Origin of the sequence: Nocardia sp. NPDC004068, assembly GCF_042874315.1 — a bacterium.
In the GTDB taxonomy this organism is placed as follows: Bacteria; Actinomycetota; Actinomycetes; order Mycobacteriales; family Mycobacteriaceae; genus Nocardia.
Window position 1 is genome coordinate 61,404 of record NZ_JBIAMW010000012.1, and the last position, 16,836, is coordinate 78,239.

Consider the following 16,836-nt stretch of genomic DNA (forward strand, 5'->3'; position numbering starts at 1 on the left):
GAAGGCGGCGCTGGTTAGCCGATGGTCGACTTCGCGGCGAGACCGGAAGGCCCGTAGGCTCGGGAGGCCCCGAGAAAGGAGCGGCCCCGTGACCGATCCGGCACCCGCGCGCCGCGTCGAGATGTTCGTGCCCGAGGCGGCCGACCCCCGCACCCGGCGCCACACCACCGGCGACGAGCGGCAGGTGCTCACCGAGATCCTCGCCGGTCAACGACAGACGCTGGTGCTGAAATGCGAAGGGCTGCACGAGGATTCGGCGCTCCGCTCGGTACCGCCCTCGGCGCTGTCGCTGCTCGGCCTCGTTCGGCACCTCGCCGATATCGAACGCCGCTGGTTCCGCCGGGTACTCGCCGGTGAACCGGCCCCGCCGCACTTCTCGACCCCCGACCGGCCCGACGCCGACTTCGACGACGCCACCCCGGACACCGCCGACGCCGCCTGGCGGGCCTGGCGCGCGGAGGTCGCCTTCGCCGAGGAGTTCACCGATCGAGCCGCGAATCTCGATGTGACAGGCGAGGATTCGTGGCTGGGCCCGGTCTCCCTGCGCTGGGTGCTGGCGCACATGATCGAGGAGTACGCGCGCCACAACGGCCACGCCGACCTGCTGCGGGAGCGGATCGACGGTGCCGTCGGGCTCTGAGATCGACTCAGCGGGGGTCACCGCCGAGGCTGAAGCGGACGCCGGACGGATCGACCACCGCGGCCAGCCGCCCGTACGGGGAGTTCTGCGGCTCCATCTCGATCGAGCCGCCGAGTTCCACCACCCTCTTCGCCGCCGCGTCGACATCCTCGGCGCCGAAGTAGATCTTCCAGGCGCTGGGCGAGCCCGCGGGTTCGTAGGGCGTCGCGTCCATCACGCCGCCGAGCATGGGCGACTCGGAATGGATTGTGGTGTAACGGAATTCGGGAGAGTCGGAGACGGTGAACGGGTCCTGCCAGCCGAACGTCTCGCGGTAGAAGGTCAGCGCCCGGTCGTAGTCGTGGGTGTGCAGCTCGAACCAGGTCGGGTAGTCGACGTGGTCGCTCCACACGCCGCCCGTGGCGATGCCGAAGCTGCCGAACCCGGGGTGCACCCCGCCCTGCCACACGCCGACGCTCGCACCGCTCGGATCGGCCAGCACGGCCATGGTGCCCAGGTCACCGACGGGCATGGGCTCGTACAGAACCCGACCGCCGTGGTCGGGCGCGGCGTCGGCGACGGCCTTGGCGTCGGGCGCGGCCAGGTAGACGGTCCATTGGTTCGGCGCGCCGTCGGAGCCGTCGTTGCGCATCCCCCCGGCCACGGCGTTGCCGTCCTTGCGGAATGTGATGTACCCGCCGAACTCCTCGGCGATATCGGCCGTCCAGCCGAACAACTCACCGTAGAACTCGACGGCCCGCTCGGCGTCGGGGGTGAAAAGCTCGACCCAGCACGGGTCTCCGGGCCTGAAGGTGTAGGTCATGACGACTCCTCTCGGGAGGGGATGTTGCTCACCTACTTCGACGGCCCGCGCGCCCGGAATTCATCGCCTCAGTGGTCGTCGCGCGCCTCGAGTTTCGGCACCAGCCGGTCGAGCATCCCCTCCAGCAGCGCCTCCTCGTCCCCGGTGAGTTCGGCCAGCGCCTTGTAAGTCCGCACCTGCGCGGCCCGGATCCGGTCGGCCAGCTCGCGGCCCTCGTCGGTGGGGGCCAGATACTTCACCCGCCGATCCGACGGATTCACCGTGCGCCGCACCAGCCCCCGCGTCTCCATGCGGTCGGCCACCCCGGTCAGATTCGACGGGTCGCACGCCAGCTGCGCGGCCAGCGCCCGCATGGGCAGCTCCCCCGGCGGCTCGTTCAACGCCAGCAACAGCTTGGCCTGCGTCAGCGTGAGCCCGTGTTCCTCGGCCGCGGTGAGGAAGTCGTGCATGTACGCGGTGACGAAGCGCGCGATCAGCAATGACAGCGCGCTTCGGCTTGTGGCCGGGCTCATAGTCGCGATCCTACCTCCACGATTGACATCGACGATCTTTGAAGCCTTAGATGCTTGAGGACTTCAAACTTATCTGTGTTCAAGCATCTGGAGGTGCTCGTGGCCGAATCGAAGGGTTCGCTGCTGACCGGCGTGCTGGCCTTCGCGGCGATGATCGTGACGGTCATGCAGACCCAGGCCGTGCCGATCCTCGGGCTCATCGCCACCGATCTGGGCGTCTCGACCACCTCGGTGAGCTGGGTGACCACGGCGACGCTGCTGTCCGCGGCGGTGTGCACGCCGCTGCTCGGGCGCGTCGGGGATCTGTACGGCAAGAAGCCCACGCTGCTGGTCGTGCTGGTGGTGGCGGCGATCGGTTCGGTCGTGTCGGCGCTGGCGAATTCGCTGGGGACGCTGCTGGTGGGCCGCACATTGCAGGGCGTGGCGACCGCGATCTTCCCGCTCGCGCTGGCCATGCTGCGCGAACAGGTCGCGCCCGCCCGGCTGCATCACGCGATGGCGATCGTGAGCGGCACGCTCGGCTTCGGCGGCGGCCTCGGCCTGGTGACCACCGGCCTGCTGACCAAGGGCGCGCATCCGGATTACCACGTGGTGTTCTGGTTCACGGCCGGGCTGTCGGTGCTGGCGCTCGTCGCGGCCGCGGTGGCTGTCCCGGCGACGGGCACCCGGCATCCGGGCAGCGTGGACCTGCCGGGCGCGGCGGCGCTGGGCGGATTCCTCGTCCTGCTGTTGCTGCCGATCTCGCAGGGTCACGAGTGGGGCTGGACCTCGGCGGCGACGCTGGGCTGCTTCGCCGCGGCGGTGGTGTTCGGGGTGGCGTGGGTGCTCATCGAACGCCGGGTGGCGGCGCCGCTGGTGGACCTCGCCATGTTCACCCACCGGCCGGTGCTGTTCACCAACCTCGCCGGGATGTTCGTCGGCTTCGCCATGTTCCTGCTGTTCATGGGCATTTCGTACCTGGCCCAGATGCCAAGGCACGCAACGGGTTACGGGTTCGAGGCGTCGATCCTGCGGGCCTCGGTGGAATATCTGCTGCCCACCGCGCTCGCCTCCATGGCGGCCGCGCCGCTGGGCGGGATCCTGGTGGGCCGGATCGGCGGTCGGCTCGTGCTGGCGCTGGCCGGACTGGTCGGGGTGGCGGGATTCGCCTGGCTGGCGCTCGCGCACGACGACACCGGCTCGGTGATCTGGGCCGGGGTGGTGGTCGGTGTGGCGATCAGCCTGGCATACGCGGCCATGCCCGCGTTGATCGCCGCGGCGGTGCCGCATCATCAGAGCGGCATCGCCAACGGCATCAACTCCATCTCCCGCACGGTCGGCAGCTCACTGGGCAGCGCGATAATCACGACGCTGCTGACCGCCAAACTGCTGCCGCGGCTGCCGCTGCCGCAGGAGGGCCAGTTCACAGTGGCGTTCTGGGTCGGGGCGGGCGCGTGCGCGGCCACACTGCTCGCGGCCCTGTTCGGTTTGCGCCGGGAGTCGGCTCAGCCGCCGGTCACGATGCAGGAGCCGAGCACGTTGATGCCCTGCCCGACCGACAGCTCCAAGGTGGCCGCCGGGATGTCGGGCGACTGATTCTCCTGCACCGCGGCCAGAATGTGCTGCCCCTGGGTGGTCGGCACCCAGTCGATGACCGAGGTGGCCGAACCGGAACGGGCCCAGCCGATGAGCTGGCCGTTGTCGAAGAAGGCGACGCGGCCGACCGGATCGGTCACCCGTGCCTGCAAGCCGTAGTGGCACCCCGTGCCGTAGTTGGTGGCCGAGCCGAAGCTCACGTCCGATCCGGCGCCGAGCTGGGTCACCGCGGCGTCGGCGGGCGCGGCGAGGGCGAGGGCGCCCGCGCCCAGCGCGCCGCCGAGGAGTGCTGCTCCGATCCTGCTGGTCATGTGCATCCTGTTCGATCTCGATTCCCGGGCGGCCGTCGCCCGCGGGTCGGCCTCCATCCTCGCTCGACACGCGGGCAACCGGGGGCGGAAACGCTCGATTGCCGGGCAAGCGACAAAAAGAGGACGATGGCGTTATGCATCGTGACGCGCCGACCAGCGACATCGACGAGACCCGGGTGACGATCACGCCGCCCAAGGATCGGGCCGCGGGCGTCGAGGCGGTGGCCGTGGCACTCGAGCGCGCGGTCGAGGAGATGGGCGTCGTCCGCACCGCGCGCACGCTGGCCCGGCTCAATCAACGGCACGGCTTCGACTGCCCGGGGTGCGCGTGGCCCGAACCGACCGGACATCGCCGACCCGCCGAATTCTGCGAGAACGGGGCCAAGGCCGTCGCCGAGGAGGCCACGCTGCGCACGGTCGGCCCGGAGTTCTTCGCCGAACATTCCCTCGCCGATCTCGCGGACAAGTCCGGCTACTGGCTGGGCCAGCAGGGACGGCTCACCCATCCGATGGTGCTGCGGCCCGGCGACACGCACTACTCCCCCATCGCCTGGGACGACGCGTACCGGCTGATCGCGAACACGTTGCGCGACTTGGCATCTCCCGACGAGGCCGTCTTCTACACCTCCGGGCGCACCGCCAACGAGACGGCCTTCCTCTACCAACTGCTCGTGCGCTGTTACGGCACCAACAATTTGCCGGACTGCTCCAACATGTGCCACGAGTCCTCGGGCGCGGCGCTGAGTTCATCCATCGGCATCGGCAAGGGTTCGGTGTCGATCGACGATTTCGCGGCGGCGGACCTGATCGTGGTGGCCGGGCAGAATCCGGGCACCAACCATCCCCGGATGCTGTCGGCGCTGGCCACCGCGAAGGCCAACGGCGCCACGGTGATCGCGATCAACCCGCTGCCCGAGACCGGTCTGATCGGCTTCCGCGACCCGCAGACGCTCGAGGGCTTGACCACCGGCGTCACCATCGCCGACGACTTCCTCCAGATCCGGCTCGGCGGCGATATGGCGCTGTTCCGGGGGCTGGCGCGGCTGCTGTTCGAGGCCGAGGACCGCGCGCCCGGCACGGTCGTGGACCGCGCCTTCGTCGACGCGCACACCGTGGGTTTCGCCGAATTCGAGAAGCAGTCCCGCGCGGTCGATCTCGACCTGGTCGAGGAGGCCACCGGCCTCACCCGCGCACAACTCGAACGCACCGCGCGCCTGCTGGCCGACTCGAAGGCGACCATCGTCTGCTGGGCGATGGGGTTGACCCAGCAGCGGCACGGGGTCGCCACCATCGAGGAGATCACCAATGTGCTGTTGATGCGCGGCATGATCGGCAAACCCGGCGCGGGGGTGTGCCCGGTGCGCGGGCACTCCAATGTGCAGGGCGACCGGACCATGGGGATCTGGGAGAAGATGCCCGAGAGTTTCCTCGCCGCACTGGATTCCGAGTTCGGCATCCGCAGTCCGCGCGGGCACGGCTATGACACCGTGGCCGCGATCCGGGCCATGCGCGACGGGAAGGCGAAGGTGTTCTTCGGGATGGGCGGCAATTTCGTATCCGCCACACCCGACACCGCGGTGACCGAGGCGGCGCTGCGCGGATGCGAGCTGACCGTGCAGGTCTCCACGAAACTCAATCGCAGCCACGTCGTGCACGGGCGCACCGCGCTCATCCTGCCGACCCTCGGGCGCTCCGACCGGGACGTACAGGGCGGGGTCGGACAGCAGGTGTCGGTGGAGGATTCGATGTCGATGGTGCATCTGTCGACCGGTCGGCTCACGCCCGTCGGCGCGGAGTTGCGCAGCGAGGTCGCCATCGTGTGCGAGCTGGCGCGGGAGCTGCTCGGGCCGGAGCATCCGGTGCCGTGGGAGCGGTTCCGAGGCGACTACGACACGATCCGCGACGCGATCGGCCGGGTCGTGCCCGGTTGTGCGGATTACAATCGGAAAGTACGGGAGCGCAACGGTTTCCAGTTGCCGCATCCGCCGCGCGACGCCCGCGAGTTCCGAACGGGGACGGGTAGGGCCAATTTCGCGGTGAACGAGCTGGCGTGGTTGCCGGTGCCGCCCGGGCGATTGATCCTCCAGACGCTGCGCAGCCACGATCAGTACAACACCACCATCTACGGGCTCGACGACCGGTATCGCGGAATTCACCACGGGCGCAAGGTGGTTCTGGTGCATCCGGAGGATATCGCCGCGTTCGGCTTCGCCGAGGGCGAGCTGGTGGATCTGGTGTCGGAGTGGGTCGACGGGAGCGAGCGGCGGGTCGGCGGGTTCCGGCTGGTGCCGTACGCGACACCGCGCGGGAACGCCGCCGCCTACTATCCGGAGACGAATCCCCTTGTGCCGCTGGATCATGTGGCCGAGCGGTCCAACACCCCGGTGTCCAAGGCGGTCACCATCCGGCTGGAACGGACGCCCGCGTGAGCCGGGTGACCGCGCGCCGCAGGACCACGCGCATCTCCCCCGCCGGAGTCGCGCAGCGGCCCGACACCCTGGCGGTGGAGGAGCCGCTGGAGTTGCGGGTCGACGGGCGCTCGCTGACCGTCACCATGCGCACGCCCGGCGACGATGTGGATCTCGCGCACGGATTCCTGTTGAGCGAGAACATCATCGGGGCGCGGGAGGACATCGTCTCCGCGCGCTACTGCGCCGGGACCGACGCCGAGGGGCGCAACACCTACAACGTGCTCGACATCCACCTGCGCACGCCCACGCCGATCACGGCGCGCGGGTTCCTGACCACGAGCGCGTGCGGATTGTGCGGGAAGACCGCGCTGGACGAGGTGCGCACGCGGACGCGGTTCCCGATTCCGGCGGACGGGCCACTCGTCGACACCGAGGTGCTGGCCGCGTTGCCGGACGAATTGCGTTCTCGGCAAAGGGTTTTCGACGCCACCGGGGGTTTGCACGCGGCCGGGCTGTTCACCGTGGACGGCACGCCGCTCGCGGTCCGCGAGGATGTGGGGCGGCACAACGCGGTGGACAAGGTGATCGGGTGGGCGTTGCGGGAGAACCGGGTTCCCGCACACGATCTCGTGCTGATGGTGAGCGGGCGGGCGTCGTTCGAGCTGGCGCAGAAGGCCGTGATGGCGGGGATTCCGGTGCTGGGGGCGGTATCCGCGCCGAGTTCGCTGGCGGTGGATCTGGCCGTCGAATCCGGGCTCACACTGGTCGGATTCCTGCGCGGGGAGACGATGAACGTGTATTCCGGCGTGCATCGGCTGAAGCCGCGCTGACGCAGCCGGATTCGCGGGCCCACGCTCTTGTTCGCGGACACCGGCCGTTCTACGGTGTGGGCACCGGAATGCGACGGCGAACGGGAGGCCCCGATGCGGATCTCGGTGCAACGGGCGGGTGACAACCTGCGGGTGCGGATGCGGTTGGATGTGAATCGACGCCGGTGGCTGATCACGCAGATCGCGCTCGGCGCACTCGCGGTCATCGGGGCGTATGTGGGGCTGTGGGCGACGGTCGCGCCGGAGGCGTGGTATCGCAGTTTTCCCGGGCTCGGGATGAACTGGGTCGCGATGGACGGGCCCTACAACCATCACCTCGCCGGGGACGTCGGGGCGTTCTTCCTCGGGCTCGCGGCGGTGGCGGGGGCGGCGCTGTATTTCGGCGACAGTCTGCTGGCCCGGGTGGCCGGGCTGGGGTGGGTGGTGTTCGGGGTGATCCATCTGATCTACCACGCCGCGCACAAACCGGCCGAAATGTCTTCGGGGAACTACACGCTCAGCCTGTTGTCGGTGATCCTGCTGCCCGTGCTGGGCCTGGCCGCCCTGCTGGCCGCGCCGCGCGAACGGGTCCGGTTGCGCGATCCCGAGCCGATGACTTTCCGGCTGCCGGGCCGTCGTAACAGGTGAGTCACCGTAGGCGATGAGCAGACATCGGACAAAGGTTCAACGGCGAACCACGGAGGATCAACGGCGATCTTCGGCAACGGGCGCGACTGGGGGCATCGGTCGTCACCGAGTTCGATAGCGAGGTCGCGGGGGGGCGTCACTACGGGGTGGCGCTCTCGCCGGTGATCTCCTCGCGCGGCAATGCCGCGAGAGTGGTCAGGGCATTGAGGAACCCGCGCCGGTCCGCCGGATCGAGCCGCCCGAGCAGCGCTTCCTCTCTGGCCTGGATGTCCGTCTGTACGGCGTCCCGCACGGCCCTCCCCTCGGGCGTGAGCGCGAGCAACCGAGCCCGCCGATCCGCCGGATCCGGCCGCCGCTCGATCCATCCCCGCGCCTGCAACTCGTCCAGCACCGGAATGATCCGCGTCTTGTCGGCCCCGATCTCCTCGGCCAGCACCCCCTGCCCCCGCGCGGTCCCCCGCCCCAGCGCCACCAACACGCTGTACCCCCACATGCTCACCCCGTGCTCCGCCAGCACCGGCTTCTCCAACGCCATCAGAATCCGCCCCAACGGCACGATCATCGCCGCCAGATCCGGCCGCTCCACCTCACCCATGCCGCCCAACATATCCACTCCCCCAGGTTCGGCAGCACAGCCGCACCCTTTGTTGGAATCCGCACCCTCTTCGGGGCCCTGGAAGGGGTGCGGATTCGGATAAGGGGTGCGGCTGGGTTGCCGGTCAGTGGGGCCAGTGGGGGGAGCGGCCGAGGGCGGTGAGGATTCGGGTGAGGGGGTCGGCGGGGGTGGGGGTGGGGAGGGCGGGGGCGAAGGGGGCGTTGGGGATGTGGCGGTATTCGTTGTCGGGGACGGCCAGGGCTATGCGGAGGGCCTCGTCGGCGAGGGCGGGTGGGAGGTGGTAGTCGAGGTCGAGGGCGCGGGCCACGTCCCAGCCGTGGACGACGTAGTCGATGAAGTGGAAGCCGATGGCCTGGTGGCCGGGGGCGGTGAAGCCCTCGGCGAATTCGGGGAGGGCGAAGTCTCTGGTCAGCACGTCGGGGGAGGCGTAGGCGGTGGTCACCTCGGTGGCGGCGGCCGCGTAGTCGGCCACCGGGTCGTCGCCGAGGGGAGTGGGTTGCCAGACGGCCAGGTCGGCGCCCTCGCCTCGGGCTGCCGCGGCGAAGCCCCGATGTTGAGCCGTCATGTGGGACAACAGGTCTCGAAGGTTCCAGGCGGAGCAGGGGGTGGGCCGATCGAGGTCGTCGGGCTTGGCGTGGGCGACGATTTCGACGCTGTAGTCGACCGCGCGGCGGTTGAGGTCTCGAATGTCTGTCATACAAGAATAGTAAGCGCATGAGTATCGTATGTCTACGCTTATTATCTACGTCCGCTGAACAAGCGGGAGCCGACACAACGAAACGGGCCCGGGAGACGAATCTCCCGGGCCCGTTCGAAAGCGGGGAACTACGCCGACTTCTCCCGGCGCTCGGTCCGCGCGACCGGCTTGCGAGGCACGATCGTCGGCAGGACGTTGTCGTTGACCGTATCGGCGTTGACGACCACCTTGGCCACATCGTCGCGGCTGGGGATGTCGTACATCACCGGCAGCAGCACTTCCTCCATGATGGCGCGCAGGCCGCGGGCGCCCGTGCCGCGCAGAATCGCTTGATCCGCAACGGCTTCCAGCGCGTCGGTGGTGAACTCCAGTTCCACACCGTCCATTTCGAACAGGCGCACGTACTGCTTCACCAGCGCGTTCTTGGGCTCGGACAGGATGCGGACCAGCGAGTCCTTGTCCAGGTTGGTGACCGAGGCGACGACGGGCAGACGGCCGATGAACTCGGGGATCAGGCCGAACTTGATCAGATCCTCCGGCATCACCTCGGCGAAGTGATCGGCGGTGTCGATGTCGGCCTTGGACCGCACCTCCGCGCCGAAACCGATGCCGCGCTTGCCGACCCGGTCCTGCACGATCTTCTCCAGACCCGCGAACGCGCCCGCCACGATGAACAGCACGTTGGTCGTGTCGATCTGGATGAACTCCTGATGCGGATGCTTGCGCCCGCCCTGCGGCGGCACGCTGGCCTGGGTGCCCTCGAGGATCTTCAGCAGCGCCTGCTGCACACCCTCGCCCGACACGTCACGGGTGATCGAGGGGTTCTCGGACTTGCGGGCGATCTTGTCGACCTCGTCGATGTAGATGATGCCCGTCTCGGCGCGCTTGACGTCGTAGTCGGCGGCCTGGATCAGCTTGAGCAGGATGTTCTCGACGTCCTCGCCGACATAGCCCGCCTCGGTGAGGGCGGTGGCGTCGGCGATCGCGAACGGGACGTTGAGCATCTTGGCCAGCGTCTGCGCGAGGTAGGTCTTCCCGCAGCCGGTGGGGCCCAGCATCAGAATGTTCGACTTGGACAATTCGACCGGTTCGCCGCGATTGTCGCGGCCTTTGTCCCCGGCCTGAATACGCTTGTAGTGGTTGTACACCGCGACGGCGAGCGTGCGTTTCGCCGAATCCTGGCCGATCACGTACTGCTCGAGGAACTCTCGAATCTCCGCCGGCTTGGGCAGCTCGTCGAGTTTCACCTCGCTGGACTCGGCCAGCTCCTCTTCGATGATCTCGTTGCACAGATCGATGCACTCGTCGCAGATGTATACACCCGGTCCCGCAATGAGCTTCTTGACCTGCTTCTGGCTCTTTCCGCAGAACGAGCACTTGAGCAGATCGCCGCCATCACCGATGCGCGCCATCTCGTGGGTCCCTACTTCCTTGTCCGCGTGCAACCGTCTGTCTCGGAAGCCGACAAGCCGCCTTCGAACTACGCTACCCGCCCACATCGATCAGTGTCGTGCGCTGATCGGATTTTTCGAAGCTTCGGCAGTGCGTTCTCAGGCCTTCGACCGTGCCGACAACCATGAGCAAAGGTCCCTGAAGTGACCGTACCCGGTCGGCGCGAAACAGGTCGACAACTTGGGGCACGTTTCTCACTCCGGCTGCCTTCCGCCGCGACGACGGAAGGCAGCCGCGGGTCACTTCTTCTGGGCGCTCAACTTCCGGTAGTCGAACACCGTATCGATGATGCCGTATTCCTTGGCCTCCTCGGCGGTGAGGATCTTGTCCCGATCGGTGTCCTTGCGGATCGTGTCGGCGTCCTTGCCGGTGTGGCGGGCCAGGGTCTTCTCCATCTGGCGGCGCATGCGCTCGATCTCGGCGGCCTGGATCTCCAGGTCGGAGACCTGGCCCTGGATGCCGCCCTCGAGCGAGGGCTGATGGATCAGCACGCGGGCGTTGGGCAGGCAGGCGCGCTTGCCGGGGGTGCCCGCGGCCAGCAGCACCGCGGCCGCGGAGGCGGCCTGACCCAGGCATACGGTCGCCACGTCGGCGCGCACGTACTGCATGGTGTCGTAGATGGCCATCAGCGCGGTGAACGAACCACCGGGCGAGTTGATGTACATCGTGATATCGCGGTCGGGGTCCAGCGACTCGAGCACCAGCAGCTGGGCCATGATGTCGTTGGCCGAAGTGTCGTCCACCGTCGCGCCGAGGAAGATGATGCGCTCCTCGAACAGCTTGTTGTACGGGTTGGACTCCTTGACACCGAAGCTCGAGTGCTCGATGAACGAGGGCAGGATGTAGCGCGACTGCGGCCCGGCGGGCGCGGTTCCGGACAGGCCGGCGCGGGGATCGATGATCATCTTCGTCTCCAAGTCTCGAATGGGTGAGCTACTGGGCGGCGCCGTTGCTGTCGCCGACCTGGCGGGCGTGCGAGATCACCCGGTCGATGAAGCCGTACTCCAGGGCCTCCTTCGCCGTGAACCACCGGTCGCGGTCGGCGTCGGCGGTGACCTGCTCGAGCGACTTCCCGGTGTGCAACGCCTGCAGCTCGTTCAGTTCGCGCTTGGTGTGGGCGAACTGCTCGGCCTGGATGGCGATGTCGGCCGCCGAACCGCCGATTCCCGCCGAGGGCTGGTGCATCATGATCCGCGCGTGCGGCAGCGCGTGCCGCTTGCCCTTGGTGCCCGCGGTCAGCAGGAACTGGCCCATCGAGGCCGCCAGGCCCAGCCCGTAGGTGGCGATGTCGCACTCGACCAGCTGCATGGTGTCGTAGATCGCCATGCCCGCGGTCACCGAACCACCGGGAGAGTTGATGTAGAGCGCGATGTCGCGGGTGGGGTCCTCGGCCGACAACAGCAGGATCTGAGCGCAGAGCTTGTTGGCGATGTCGTCGTCGACCTGGGTGCCCAGGAAGATGATGCGCTCCCGCAGCAGGCGCTCGTAGACCGAATCACTGAGGTTGAGCCCAGCAGTGGGGGACGTCATGACCGGCCCTGCCTGATTGATTGTCACGGATACCTGCCCTCTCTCACCGGCACGGTGCTAGCTAGCACGGCCATTTCTGATTCGCTGACACAAACCCTAACGAAGCAGGGCGGCACCGAACTCCCGGTACCGCCCTCGCTTCGCTCACAGCGCAACGCTCGCAACCATTCCCGGACGTTCGCGCTGGTGATGCATGATTACTCGGCGCTCGCCTCGACGGCCTCGGCCGCGTCGGCCTCCTCGGCGGCCGGGTCGCCGAACATCTCGGCGGTGTCGACCGTGTTGCCCTCGGTGTCGGTCACCGCGGCCTGGCCGACCACGCCCGCGAGCGCCTTGCCGCGACGCACGTCGGCGAAGATCGCGCCCAGCTGACCGGCCTGCTGCACCTGCTGGATGAACTGCTCGGGCGACATGCCGTAGCGCTGCGACTGGAACAGGATCCGCTCGGTCAGCTCGTCCTGGCCGACCTGGGTGTTGTCCTTCTCCGCGATGGCGTCCAGCAGCAGCTGGGTCTTCACCGACCGCTCGGCGGCCTCCTTGGTGTCCTTGTCGAACTCCTCGCGGGAGGAGCCCTGCGCCTCGAGGGCCTCGGCGAGCTTGGCCTCGTCGTGGTCGAAGCCGTGCACCGCGTCGTGCAGCACCGCGTCGACCTCGGCCTGCACCGCGCCCTCGGGCAGCGGCACCTCGGTCCGCTCCAGCAGCGCCTCGAGCACCTTGTCGCGGATCTCGCCCGCCTGCTGCACCTTCTTGGACTGCTCCACCCGACCGCGCAGATCGGTCTTCAGTTCCTCGATGGTGTCGAATTCGCTTGCCATCTGGGCGAATTCGTCGTCGGCCTCGGGCAGCTCGCGCTCCTTGACCGAGTTCACCTTGACGGTGATGACGGCCTCCTTGCCCGCGAACTCACCGGCCACCAGGGTGGAGGTGAACTCCTTGGACTCCTCGGCGGTCATGCCGATCAGGGTCTCGTCCAGGCCCTCGATGAGCTGGCCCGAGCCGACCTCGTGCGACAGGCCGGTGGTCGACGCCTCGCTGACCTCCTGGCCGTCGACGGTGGCCGACAGGTCGATGGAGACGAAGTCGCCGTCCTGCACGGGACGCTCGACGTTCTTCAGCGTGCCGAAGCGCTGACGCAGCGACTGGAGCTGGTCCTCGATGTCCTCGTCGGAGATCGAGATCGGGTCCACGGTGACCGCGATGCTCGAGTACTCGGGCAGTTCGATCTCGGGGCGGACGTCCACCTCGGCGGTGAAGGCCAGCTCCTCGCCGTCCTCGATCTTGGTGATCTCGATCTCCGGGCGGCCGATGACCTTCACGTCGGAGGTCTGCACGGCCTCGCCGTACTTCGCGGGCAGCGCGTCGTTGACGACCTGCTCGAGGATCGCGCCGCGACCCAGGCGGGCCTCCAGCAACTTGGCGGGGGCCTTGCCCGGCCGGAAACCGGGGATGCGCACCTGCTGGGCCAGCGCCTTGTACGCCTTGTCGAAGTCGGGCTTCAGTTCCTCGAAGGGCACCTCGACATTGATGCGGACCCGGGTCGGGCTCAGCTGCTCGACGGTGCTCTTCACGGACATGCTCCTCGTTCTGTTCGTTGTGACGATGTCGGTTTCCCCCCGATCACATCCAGCTAAGGCTAGTCGACGGCACCGACCGGACTGCAATCGGCCGCGCGTCAGCCCACCTTCACCGCGTCGGTGACGAAGACCAGGGTCTCGTTGGGCTTGATGCCGTTGCCGCCGCGGCCGTAACCGAGGTTCGGCGGGACGATCAGCAGCCGGCGCGCGCCCTGCTGGACGCCGAGCAGGCCCTGGTCCCAGCCCGGAATGACCTGGCCGGCACCGAGAGTCAGCTGGAACGGCTCGCCGCGGTCGAAGGAGCTGTCCAGCTTCTGGCGATCCGACCAGGTGACCAGGGTGTAGTTCATGGTCAGCGGCTGGCCCGCGACCGCGCCCGGGCCGCTGCCCGCGACGAGATCCTTGGTGATCAGCTTGGTCGGCGGATCGCAGTTTTCGGGGATGGTGATGGTCGGCGCCTCGCCGAAGCCGCCCGTGACGCCGATGTCCTCGGCGGCGCATTCGCGGCCGTGGCTCGCGGTGGGCGTCGCCGCGGCGGTCGACGGGCGGGCGAGGGCGGACGACGAGGGCGCGGGCGTGCTCGTGTCGTCGCCGCTGCCGCAGGCGGTGAGCGCGACCGCGGCGGCGGCGAGCGCGGTCGAGCCGAGGATCCGGGCCAGAGAGGTCATGGGCGGCACCCTATTCCACCGTGCCGACTCCGCCGTGCGCCGGTAGCGTGACTGGCGAGCCGCAGGATGGGTAGGCCCTTCGCGACACCCACGTGAGGAGTTCGCATGACCCAGTTGGCCAGCGCCGGGGGCGACACCTCGGCCGACAATGTCGGCAGCCGCGGCGGCGACACCGTCGCACCCGAGCCGTACCGCCTCGGCGAGGCGCCCGGCCCGCTCGATCGTGATCAGCTCGCCGACCTCGACGCCTGGTGGCGCGCGGCGAACTATCTGGCGGTCGGCCAGATCTATCTGATGGACAACGCGCTGCTGCGCGAACCGCTGGAACCCGAGCACATCAAGCCGCGCCTGCTCGGCCACTTCGGCACCGTCCCGGGGCTGAATCTGGTGTGGGCCCATGCCAATCGGGCGATCCTGGCCCGCGAGCTGGACGCCGTCTTCGTGGCGGGCCCGGGACACGGCGGCCCGGGACCCAACGCGTGCGGCTGGCTCGAGGGCACGTATTCCGAGCTGTACAGCCACATTCCGCGCGACGCCGAGGGGATGCGGGAGTTCTTCCGGCAGTTCTCCTACCCCGGCGGCGTGCCCAGCCACTGCGCCCCGGAGACGCCCGGATCGTTCCACGAGGGCGGCGAGCTGGGCTATTCGCTGCTGCACGCGTTCGGCGCGGCGCTGGACAATCCGGAGCTGACCGTGTTCTGCGTGATCGGCGACGGCGAGGCGGAGACCGGACCGCTCGCGGGCAGCTGGCACGCCAACAAGTTCCTCAACCCCGCGCGCGACGGCGCGGTGGTGCCGATCCTGGCGCTCAACCAGTACAAGATCGCCAATCCGACGCTGCTGGCCCGCATTCCGGAGTCCGAACTGGTGTCGCTGCTGCGCGGCTACGGATACGAGCCGATCGTGGTCGCGGGCGACGACCCGGCCACGGTCCATCAGACGATGGCCACGGCCGTCGACTCGTGCCTGGACCGGATCACCGAGATCCAGCGCGTCGCCCGCGCGGGCGCCGACGGCACGCGACCGACCTGGCCGATGATCGTGCTGCGCACTCCGAAGGGCTGGACCTGTCCGCCGGTCGTGGACGGCGATCGGGTCGAGGGCACCTTCCGCGCGCATCAGGTCCCGCTGCCCGGCGCGCGTTCGGACGCCTCGCACCGCGCGGTGCTCGAACAGTGGCTGCGGTCCTACCGCCCCGAGGACCTGTTCGACGACGACGGCCGCCCGAAACCCCGGCTGCTGCGGCTCAATCCGATCGGCGAGCGCCGCATGAGCGCCAACCCGGTCGCCAACGGCGGTGCGCTGCTGCGGGATCTGCGATTGCCCGACTGGCGGGAGTACGGCGTCGAGGTCACCGAACCCGGTGCGAGCAAACACGAGGCGACCCGGGTGCTGGGCGCGTGGCTGCGCGACGTGACCGCCGCCAACCCCGACAACTTCCTCACCTTCGCCCCGGACGAGCTGGCCAGCAACCGGCTCCAGGACATCCTCGAGGTCACCGGCCGCAACTGGCAGGCCGAGATCGGCGAATTCGACGTGGGCCTCGATCGCCGCGGCCGGGCGATCGAGGTGCTGTCGGAGCACATGTGCCAGGGCCTGCTCGAGGGCTATCTGCTGACCGGCAGGCACGGGGTGTTCACCTGCTACGAGGCGTTCATCCACATCGTCGACGCCATGTTCAACCAGCACGCCAAGTGGTTGGACGCGAGCGCGAAAGTGCCCTGGCGACGGCCGGTTCCGAGCCTGAACTACCTGCTCTCCTCGCATGTGTGGCGGCAGGACCACAACGGGTTCACCCATCAGGACCCCGGCTTCCTCGACGTCGTGCTGAACAAGAAGCCCTCGATCGTGCGGGCGTACCTGCCGCCGGACGCCAACACGCTGCTGTCCACCTACGACCACTGCCTGCGTTCACGGCAGTACGTCAATGTCGTGGTGGCGGGCAAACAGCCGCAACAGGATTGGCTGTCGGTGCCCGAGGCCGCCGCGCACTGCGCGCGCGGGGTGGGCATCTGGGACTGGGCGGGCCACAACGACGAACCGGGCACCCTTCCCGATGTCGTGCTCGCCTGCGCCGGGGACGTGCCGACGCTCGAGACCCTCGCCGCCGCGGCCATCCTGCGGGACCGGTTGCCGCGGTTGCGCATCCGCGTGGTGAACGTGGTGGATCTCATGCGCCTGGTGCCCACCGAGGAGCACCCGCACGGTTTGCCCGACCGCGAGTTCGACACCCTGTTCACCACCGACCGGCCCGTCATCTTCGCCTTCCACGGCTACCCGTGGCTCATCCACCGGCTCACCTACCGCCGCACCAACCACGGCGAACTGCATGTGCGCGGCTACAAGGAGAACGGCACCACCACAACGCCGTTCGATATGGTCATGCTCAACGATCTGGACCGGTATCACCTGGTCATGGACGTCATCGACCGGGTGCCGGGACTGGGCGCGCGGGCCGCGGGACTGCGGCAGGAGATGGTCGACGCGCGGCTGGCGGCGCGGTCGTGGACGCGCGAACACGGCGAGGACATCCCCGAGGTGGCCGACTGGACCTGGCCCTACCAGCGGTCCTGAGATCGCGGTCGCGCGAT

General features: G+C 68.7%; 16 protein-coding genes. 6 read left to right on the plus strand and 10 right to left on the minus strand.

Translation table 11 applies throughout. The features are described 5' to 3' along the window. The first annotated feature begins 88 nt into the window (after positions 1 to 88). Positions 89 to 640, plus strand: coding sequence for a DinB family protein (locus ACFYTQ_RS27590; RefSeq protein WP_387367087.1), 552 nt, complete (start codon positions 89 to 91; stop codon positions 638 to 640). A gap of 7 nt (positions 641 to 647) precedes the next feature. On the opposite strand, the gene ACFYTQ_RS27595 is transcribed toward ACFYTQ_RS27590, so the two are convergent. After that, positions 648 to 1,442, minus strand: a complete 795-nt coding sequence (locus ACFYTQ_RS27595; protein ID WP_387367090.1) for a VOC family protein — start codon at positions 1,440 to 1,442, stop codon at positions 648 to 650. A 68-nt stretch (positions 1,443 to 1,510) separates the two neighbouring features. Then, entirely contained in the window at positions 1,511 to 1,954 is a 444-nt protein-coding gene (locus ACFYTQ_RS27600) for a MarR family winged helix-turn-helix transcriptional regulator (protein WP_387367093.1), read from the minus strand. Positions 1,955 to 2,029: 75 nt separating this feature from the next. On the opposite strand from ACFYTQ_RS27600, the gene ACFYTQ_RS27605 reads away from it, so the two are divergent. Further along, positions 2,030 to 3,529, plus strand: coding sequence for an MFS transporter (locus tag ACFYTQ_RS27605; RefSeq protein ID WP_387367096.1), 1,500 nt, complete (start codon positions 2,030 to 2,032; stop codon positions 3,527 to 3,529). Here ACFYTQ_RS27605 and ACFYTQ_RS27610 read toward each other — a convergent pair. Then, complete coding sequence (locus ACFYTQ_RS27610; RefSeq protein ID WP_387367099.1) at positions 3,439 to 3,840, minus strand: hypothetical protein; 402 nt, start codon at positions 3,838 to 3,840, stop codon at positions 3,439 to 3,441. The two genes, ACFYTQ_RS27605 and ACFYTQ_RS27610, sit on opposite strands and share 91 nt — an antisense overlap. Before the next feature lie 134 nt (positions 3,841 to 3,974). On the opposite strand from ACFYTQ_RS27610, the gene ACFYTQ_RS27615 reads away from it, so the two are divergent. The 3 genes from ACFYTQ_RS27615 (at position 3,975) to ACFYTQ_RS27625 (ending at position 7,708) form a co-directional block, all read left to right on the plus strand. Then, on the plus strand, positions 3,975 to 6,269 hold the full coding sequence (locus ACFYTQ_RS27615; RefSeq protein ID WP_387367102.1) for an FdhF/YdeP family oxidoreductase: 2,295 nt from the start codon (positions 3,975 to 3,977) through the stop codon (positions 6,267 to 6,269). After that, entirely contained in the window at positions 6,266 to 7,081 is an 816-nt protein-coding gene (fdhD, locus tag ACFYTQ_RS27620; RefSeq protein WP_387367105.1) for a formate dehydrogenase accessory sulfurtransferase FdhD, read from the plus strand. Before ACFYTQ_RS27615 ends, fdhD begins: the two co-directional genes overlap by 4 nt. A 93-nt stretch (positions 7,082 to 7,174) precedes the next feature. Further along, positions 7,175 to 7,708, plus strand: a complete 534-nt coding sequence (locus ACFYTQ_RS27625) for a hypothetical protein (protein ID WP_387367108.1) — start codon at positions 7,175 to 7,177, stop codon at positions 7,706 to 7,708. Between the two features lie 139 nt (positions 7,709 to 7,847). Here the strand turns inward: ACFYTQ_RS27625 and ACFYTQ_RS27630 are convergent, their stop codons facing one another. The 7 genes from ACFYTQ_RS27630 to ACFYTQ_RS27660 form a co-directional block, all read right to left on the minus strand. Further along, on the minus strand, positions 7,848 to 8,303 hold the full coding sequence (locus ACFYTQ_RS27630; protein ID WP_387367111.1) for a MarR family winged helix-turn-helix transcriptional regulator: 456 nt from the start codon (positions 8,301 to 8,303) through the stop codon (positions 7,848 to 7,850). Positions 8,304 to 8,427: 124 nt separating this feature from the next. After that, positions 8,428 to 9,021, minus strand: coding sequence for a TIGR03086 family metal-binding protein (locus tag ACFYTQ_RS27635; protein ID WP_387367114.1), 594 nt, complete (start codon positions 9,019 to 9,021; stop codon positions 8,428 to 8,430). 128 nt (positions 9,022 to 9,149) lie between these two features. After that, entirely contained in the window at positions 9,150 to 10,433 is a 1,284-nt protein-coding gene (gene clpX, locus ACFYTQ_RS27640; protein ID WP_387367117.1) for an ATP-dependent Clp protease ATP-binding subunit ClpX, read from the minus strand. 279 nt (positions 10,434 to 10,712) lie between these two features. Beyond that, a complete protein-coding gene (locus tag ACFYTQ_RS27645; protein ID WP_387367119.1) occupies positions 10,713 to 11,378 on the minus strand; it encodes an ATP-dependent Clp protease proteolytic subunit in 666 nt (221 codons plus the stop codon). 28 nt (positions 11,379 to 11,406) lie between these two features. Further along, complete coding sequence (locus tag ACFYTQ_RS27650; protein ID WP_387367122.1) at positions 11,407 to 12,003, minus strand: ATP-dependent Clp protease proteolytic subunit; 597 nt, start codon at positions 12,001 to 12,003, stop codon at positions 11,407 to 11,409. 197 nt (positions 12,004 to 12,200) lie between these two features. Then, positions 12,201 to 13,571, minus strand: a complete 1,371-nt coding sequence (gene tig / locus ACFYTQ_RS27655) for a trigger factor (protein WP_387367125.1) — start codon at positions 13,569 to 13,571, stop codon at positions 12,201 to 12,203. 104 nt (positions 13,572 to 13,675) lie between these two features. Next, complete coding sequence (locus ACFYTQ_RS27660) at positions 13,676 to 14,245, minus strand: FKBP-type peptidyl-prolyl cis-trans isomerase (RefSeq protein WP_387367128.1); 570 nt, start codon at positions 14,243 to 14,245, stop codon at positions 13,676 to 13,678. Between the two features lie 105 nt (positions 14,246 to 14,350). Between ACFYTQ_RS27660 and ACFYTQ_RS27665 the strand changes: the two genes are divergently transcribed. After that, complete coding sequence (locus ACFYTQ_RS27665) at positions 14,351 to 16,819, plus strand: phosphoketolase (RefSeq protein ID WP_387367131.1); 2,469 nt, start codon at positions 14,351 to 14,353, stop codon at positions 16,817 to 16,819. Positions 16,820 to 16,836 lie beyond the last annotated feature (17 nt).

What these genes read in the sequence shown, in the direction of transcription:
- ACFYTQ_RS27625 (WP_387367108.1), top strand. Translation starts at nt 7,175, where the DNA reads ATGCGGATCTCGGTGCAACGGGCGGGTGACAACCTGCGGGTGCGGATG.
- ACFYTQ_RS27630 (WP_387367111.1), bottom strand. Translation starts at nt 8,303, where the DNA reads ATGGGTGAGGTGGAGCGGCCGGATCTGGCGGCGATGATCGTGCCGTTG.
- ACFYTQ_RS27645 (WP_387367119.1), bottom strand. Translation starts at nt 11,378, where the DNA reads ATGATCATCGATCCCCGCGCCGGCCTGTCCGGAACCGCGCCCGCCGGG.
- ACFYTQ_RS27635 (WP_387367114.1), bottom strand. Translation starts at nt 9,021, where the DNA reads ATGACAGACATTCGAGACCTCAACCGCCGCGCGGTCGACTACAGCGTC.
- ACFYTQ_RS27660 (WP_387367128.1), bottom strand. Translation starts at nt 14,245, where the DNA reads ATGACCTCTCTGGCCCGGATCCTCGGCTCGACCGCGCTCGCCGCCGCC.
- ACFYTQ_RS27595 (WP_387367090.1), bottom strand. Translation starts at nt 1,442, where the DNA reads ATGACCTACACCTTCAGGCCCGGAGACCCGTGCTGGGTCGAGCTTTTC.
- ACFYTQ_RS27600 (WP_387367093.1), bottom strand. Translation starts at nt 1,954, where the DNA reads ATGAGCCCGGCCACAAGCCGAAGCGCGCTGTCATTGCTGATCGCGCGC.
- clpX (WP_387367117.1), bottom strand. Translation starts at nt 10,433, where the DNA reads ATGGCGCGCATCGGTGATGGCGGCGATCTGCTCAAGTGCTCGTTCTGC.
- ACFYTQ_RS27615 (WP_387367102.1), top strand. Translation starts at nt 3,975, where the DNA reads ATGCATCGTGACGCGCCGACCAGCGACATCGACGAGACCCGGGTGACG.
- ACFYTQ_RS27650 (WP_387367122.1), bottom strand. Translation starts at nt 12,003, where the DNA reads ATGACGTCCCCCACTGCTGGGCTCAACCTCAGTGATTCGGTCTACGAG.
- ACFYTQ_RS27665 (WP_387367131.1), top strand. Translation starts at nt 14,351, where the DNA reads ATGACCCAGTTGGCCAGCGCCGGGGGCGACACCTCGGCCGACAATGTC.
- ACFYTQ_RS27610 (WP_387367099.1), bottom strand. Translation starts at nt 3,840, where the DNA reads ATGACCAGCAGGATCGGAGCAGCACTCCTCGGCGGCGCGCTGGGCGCG.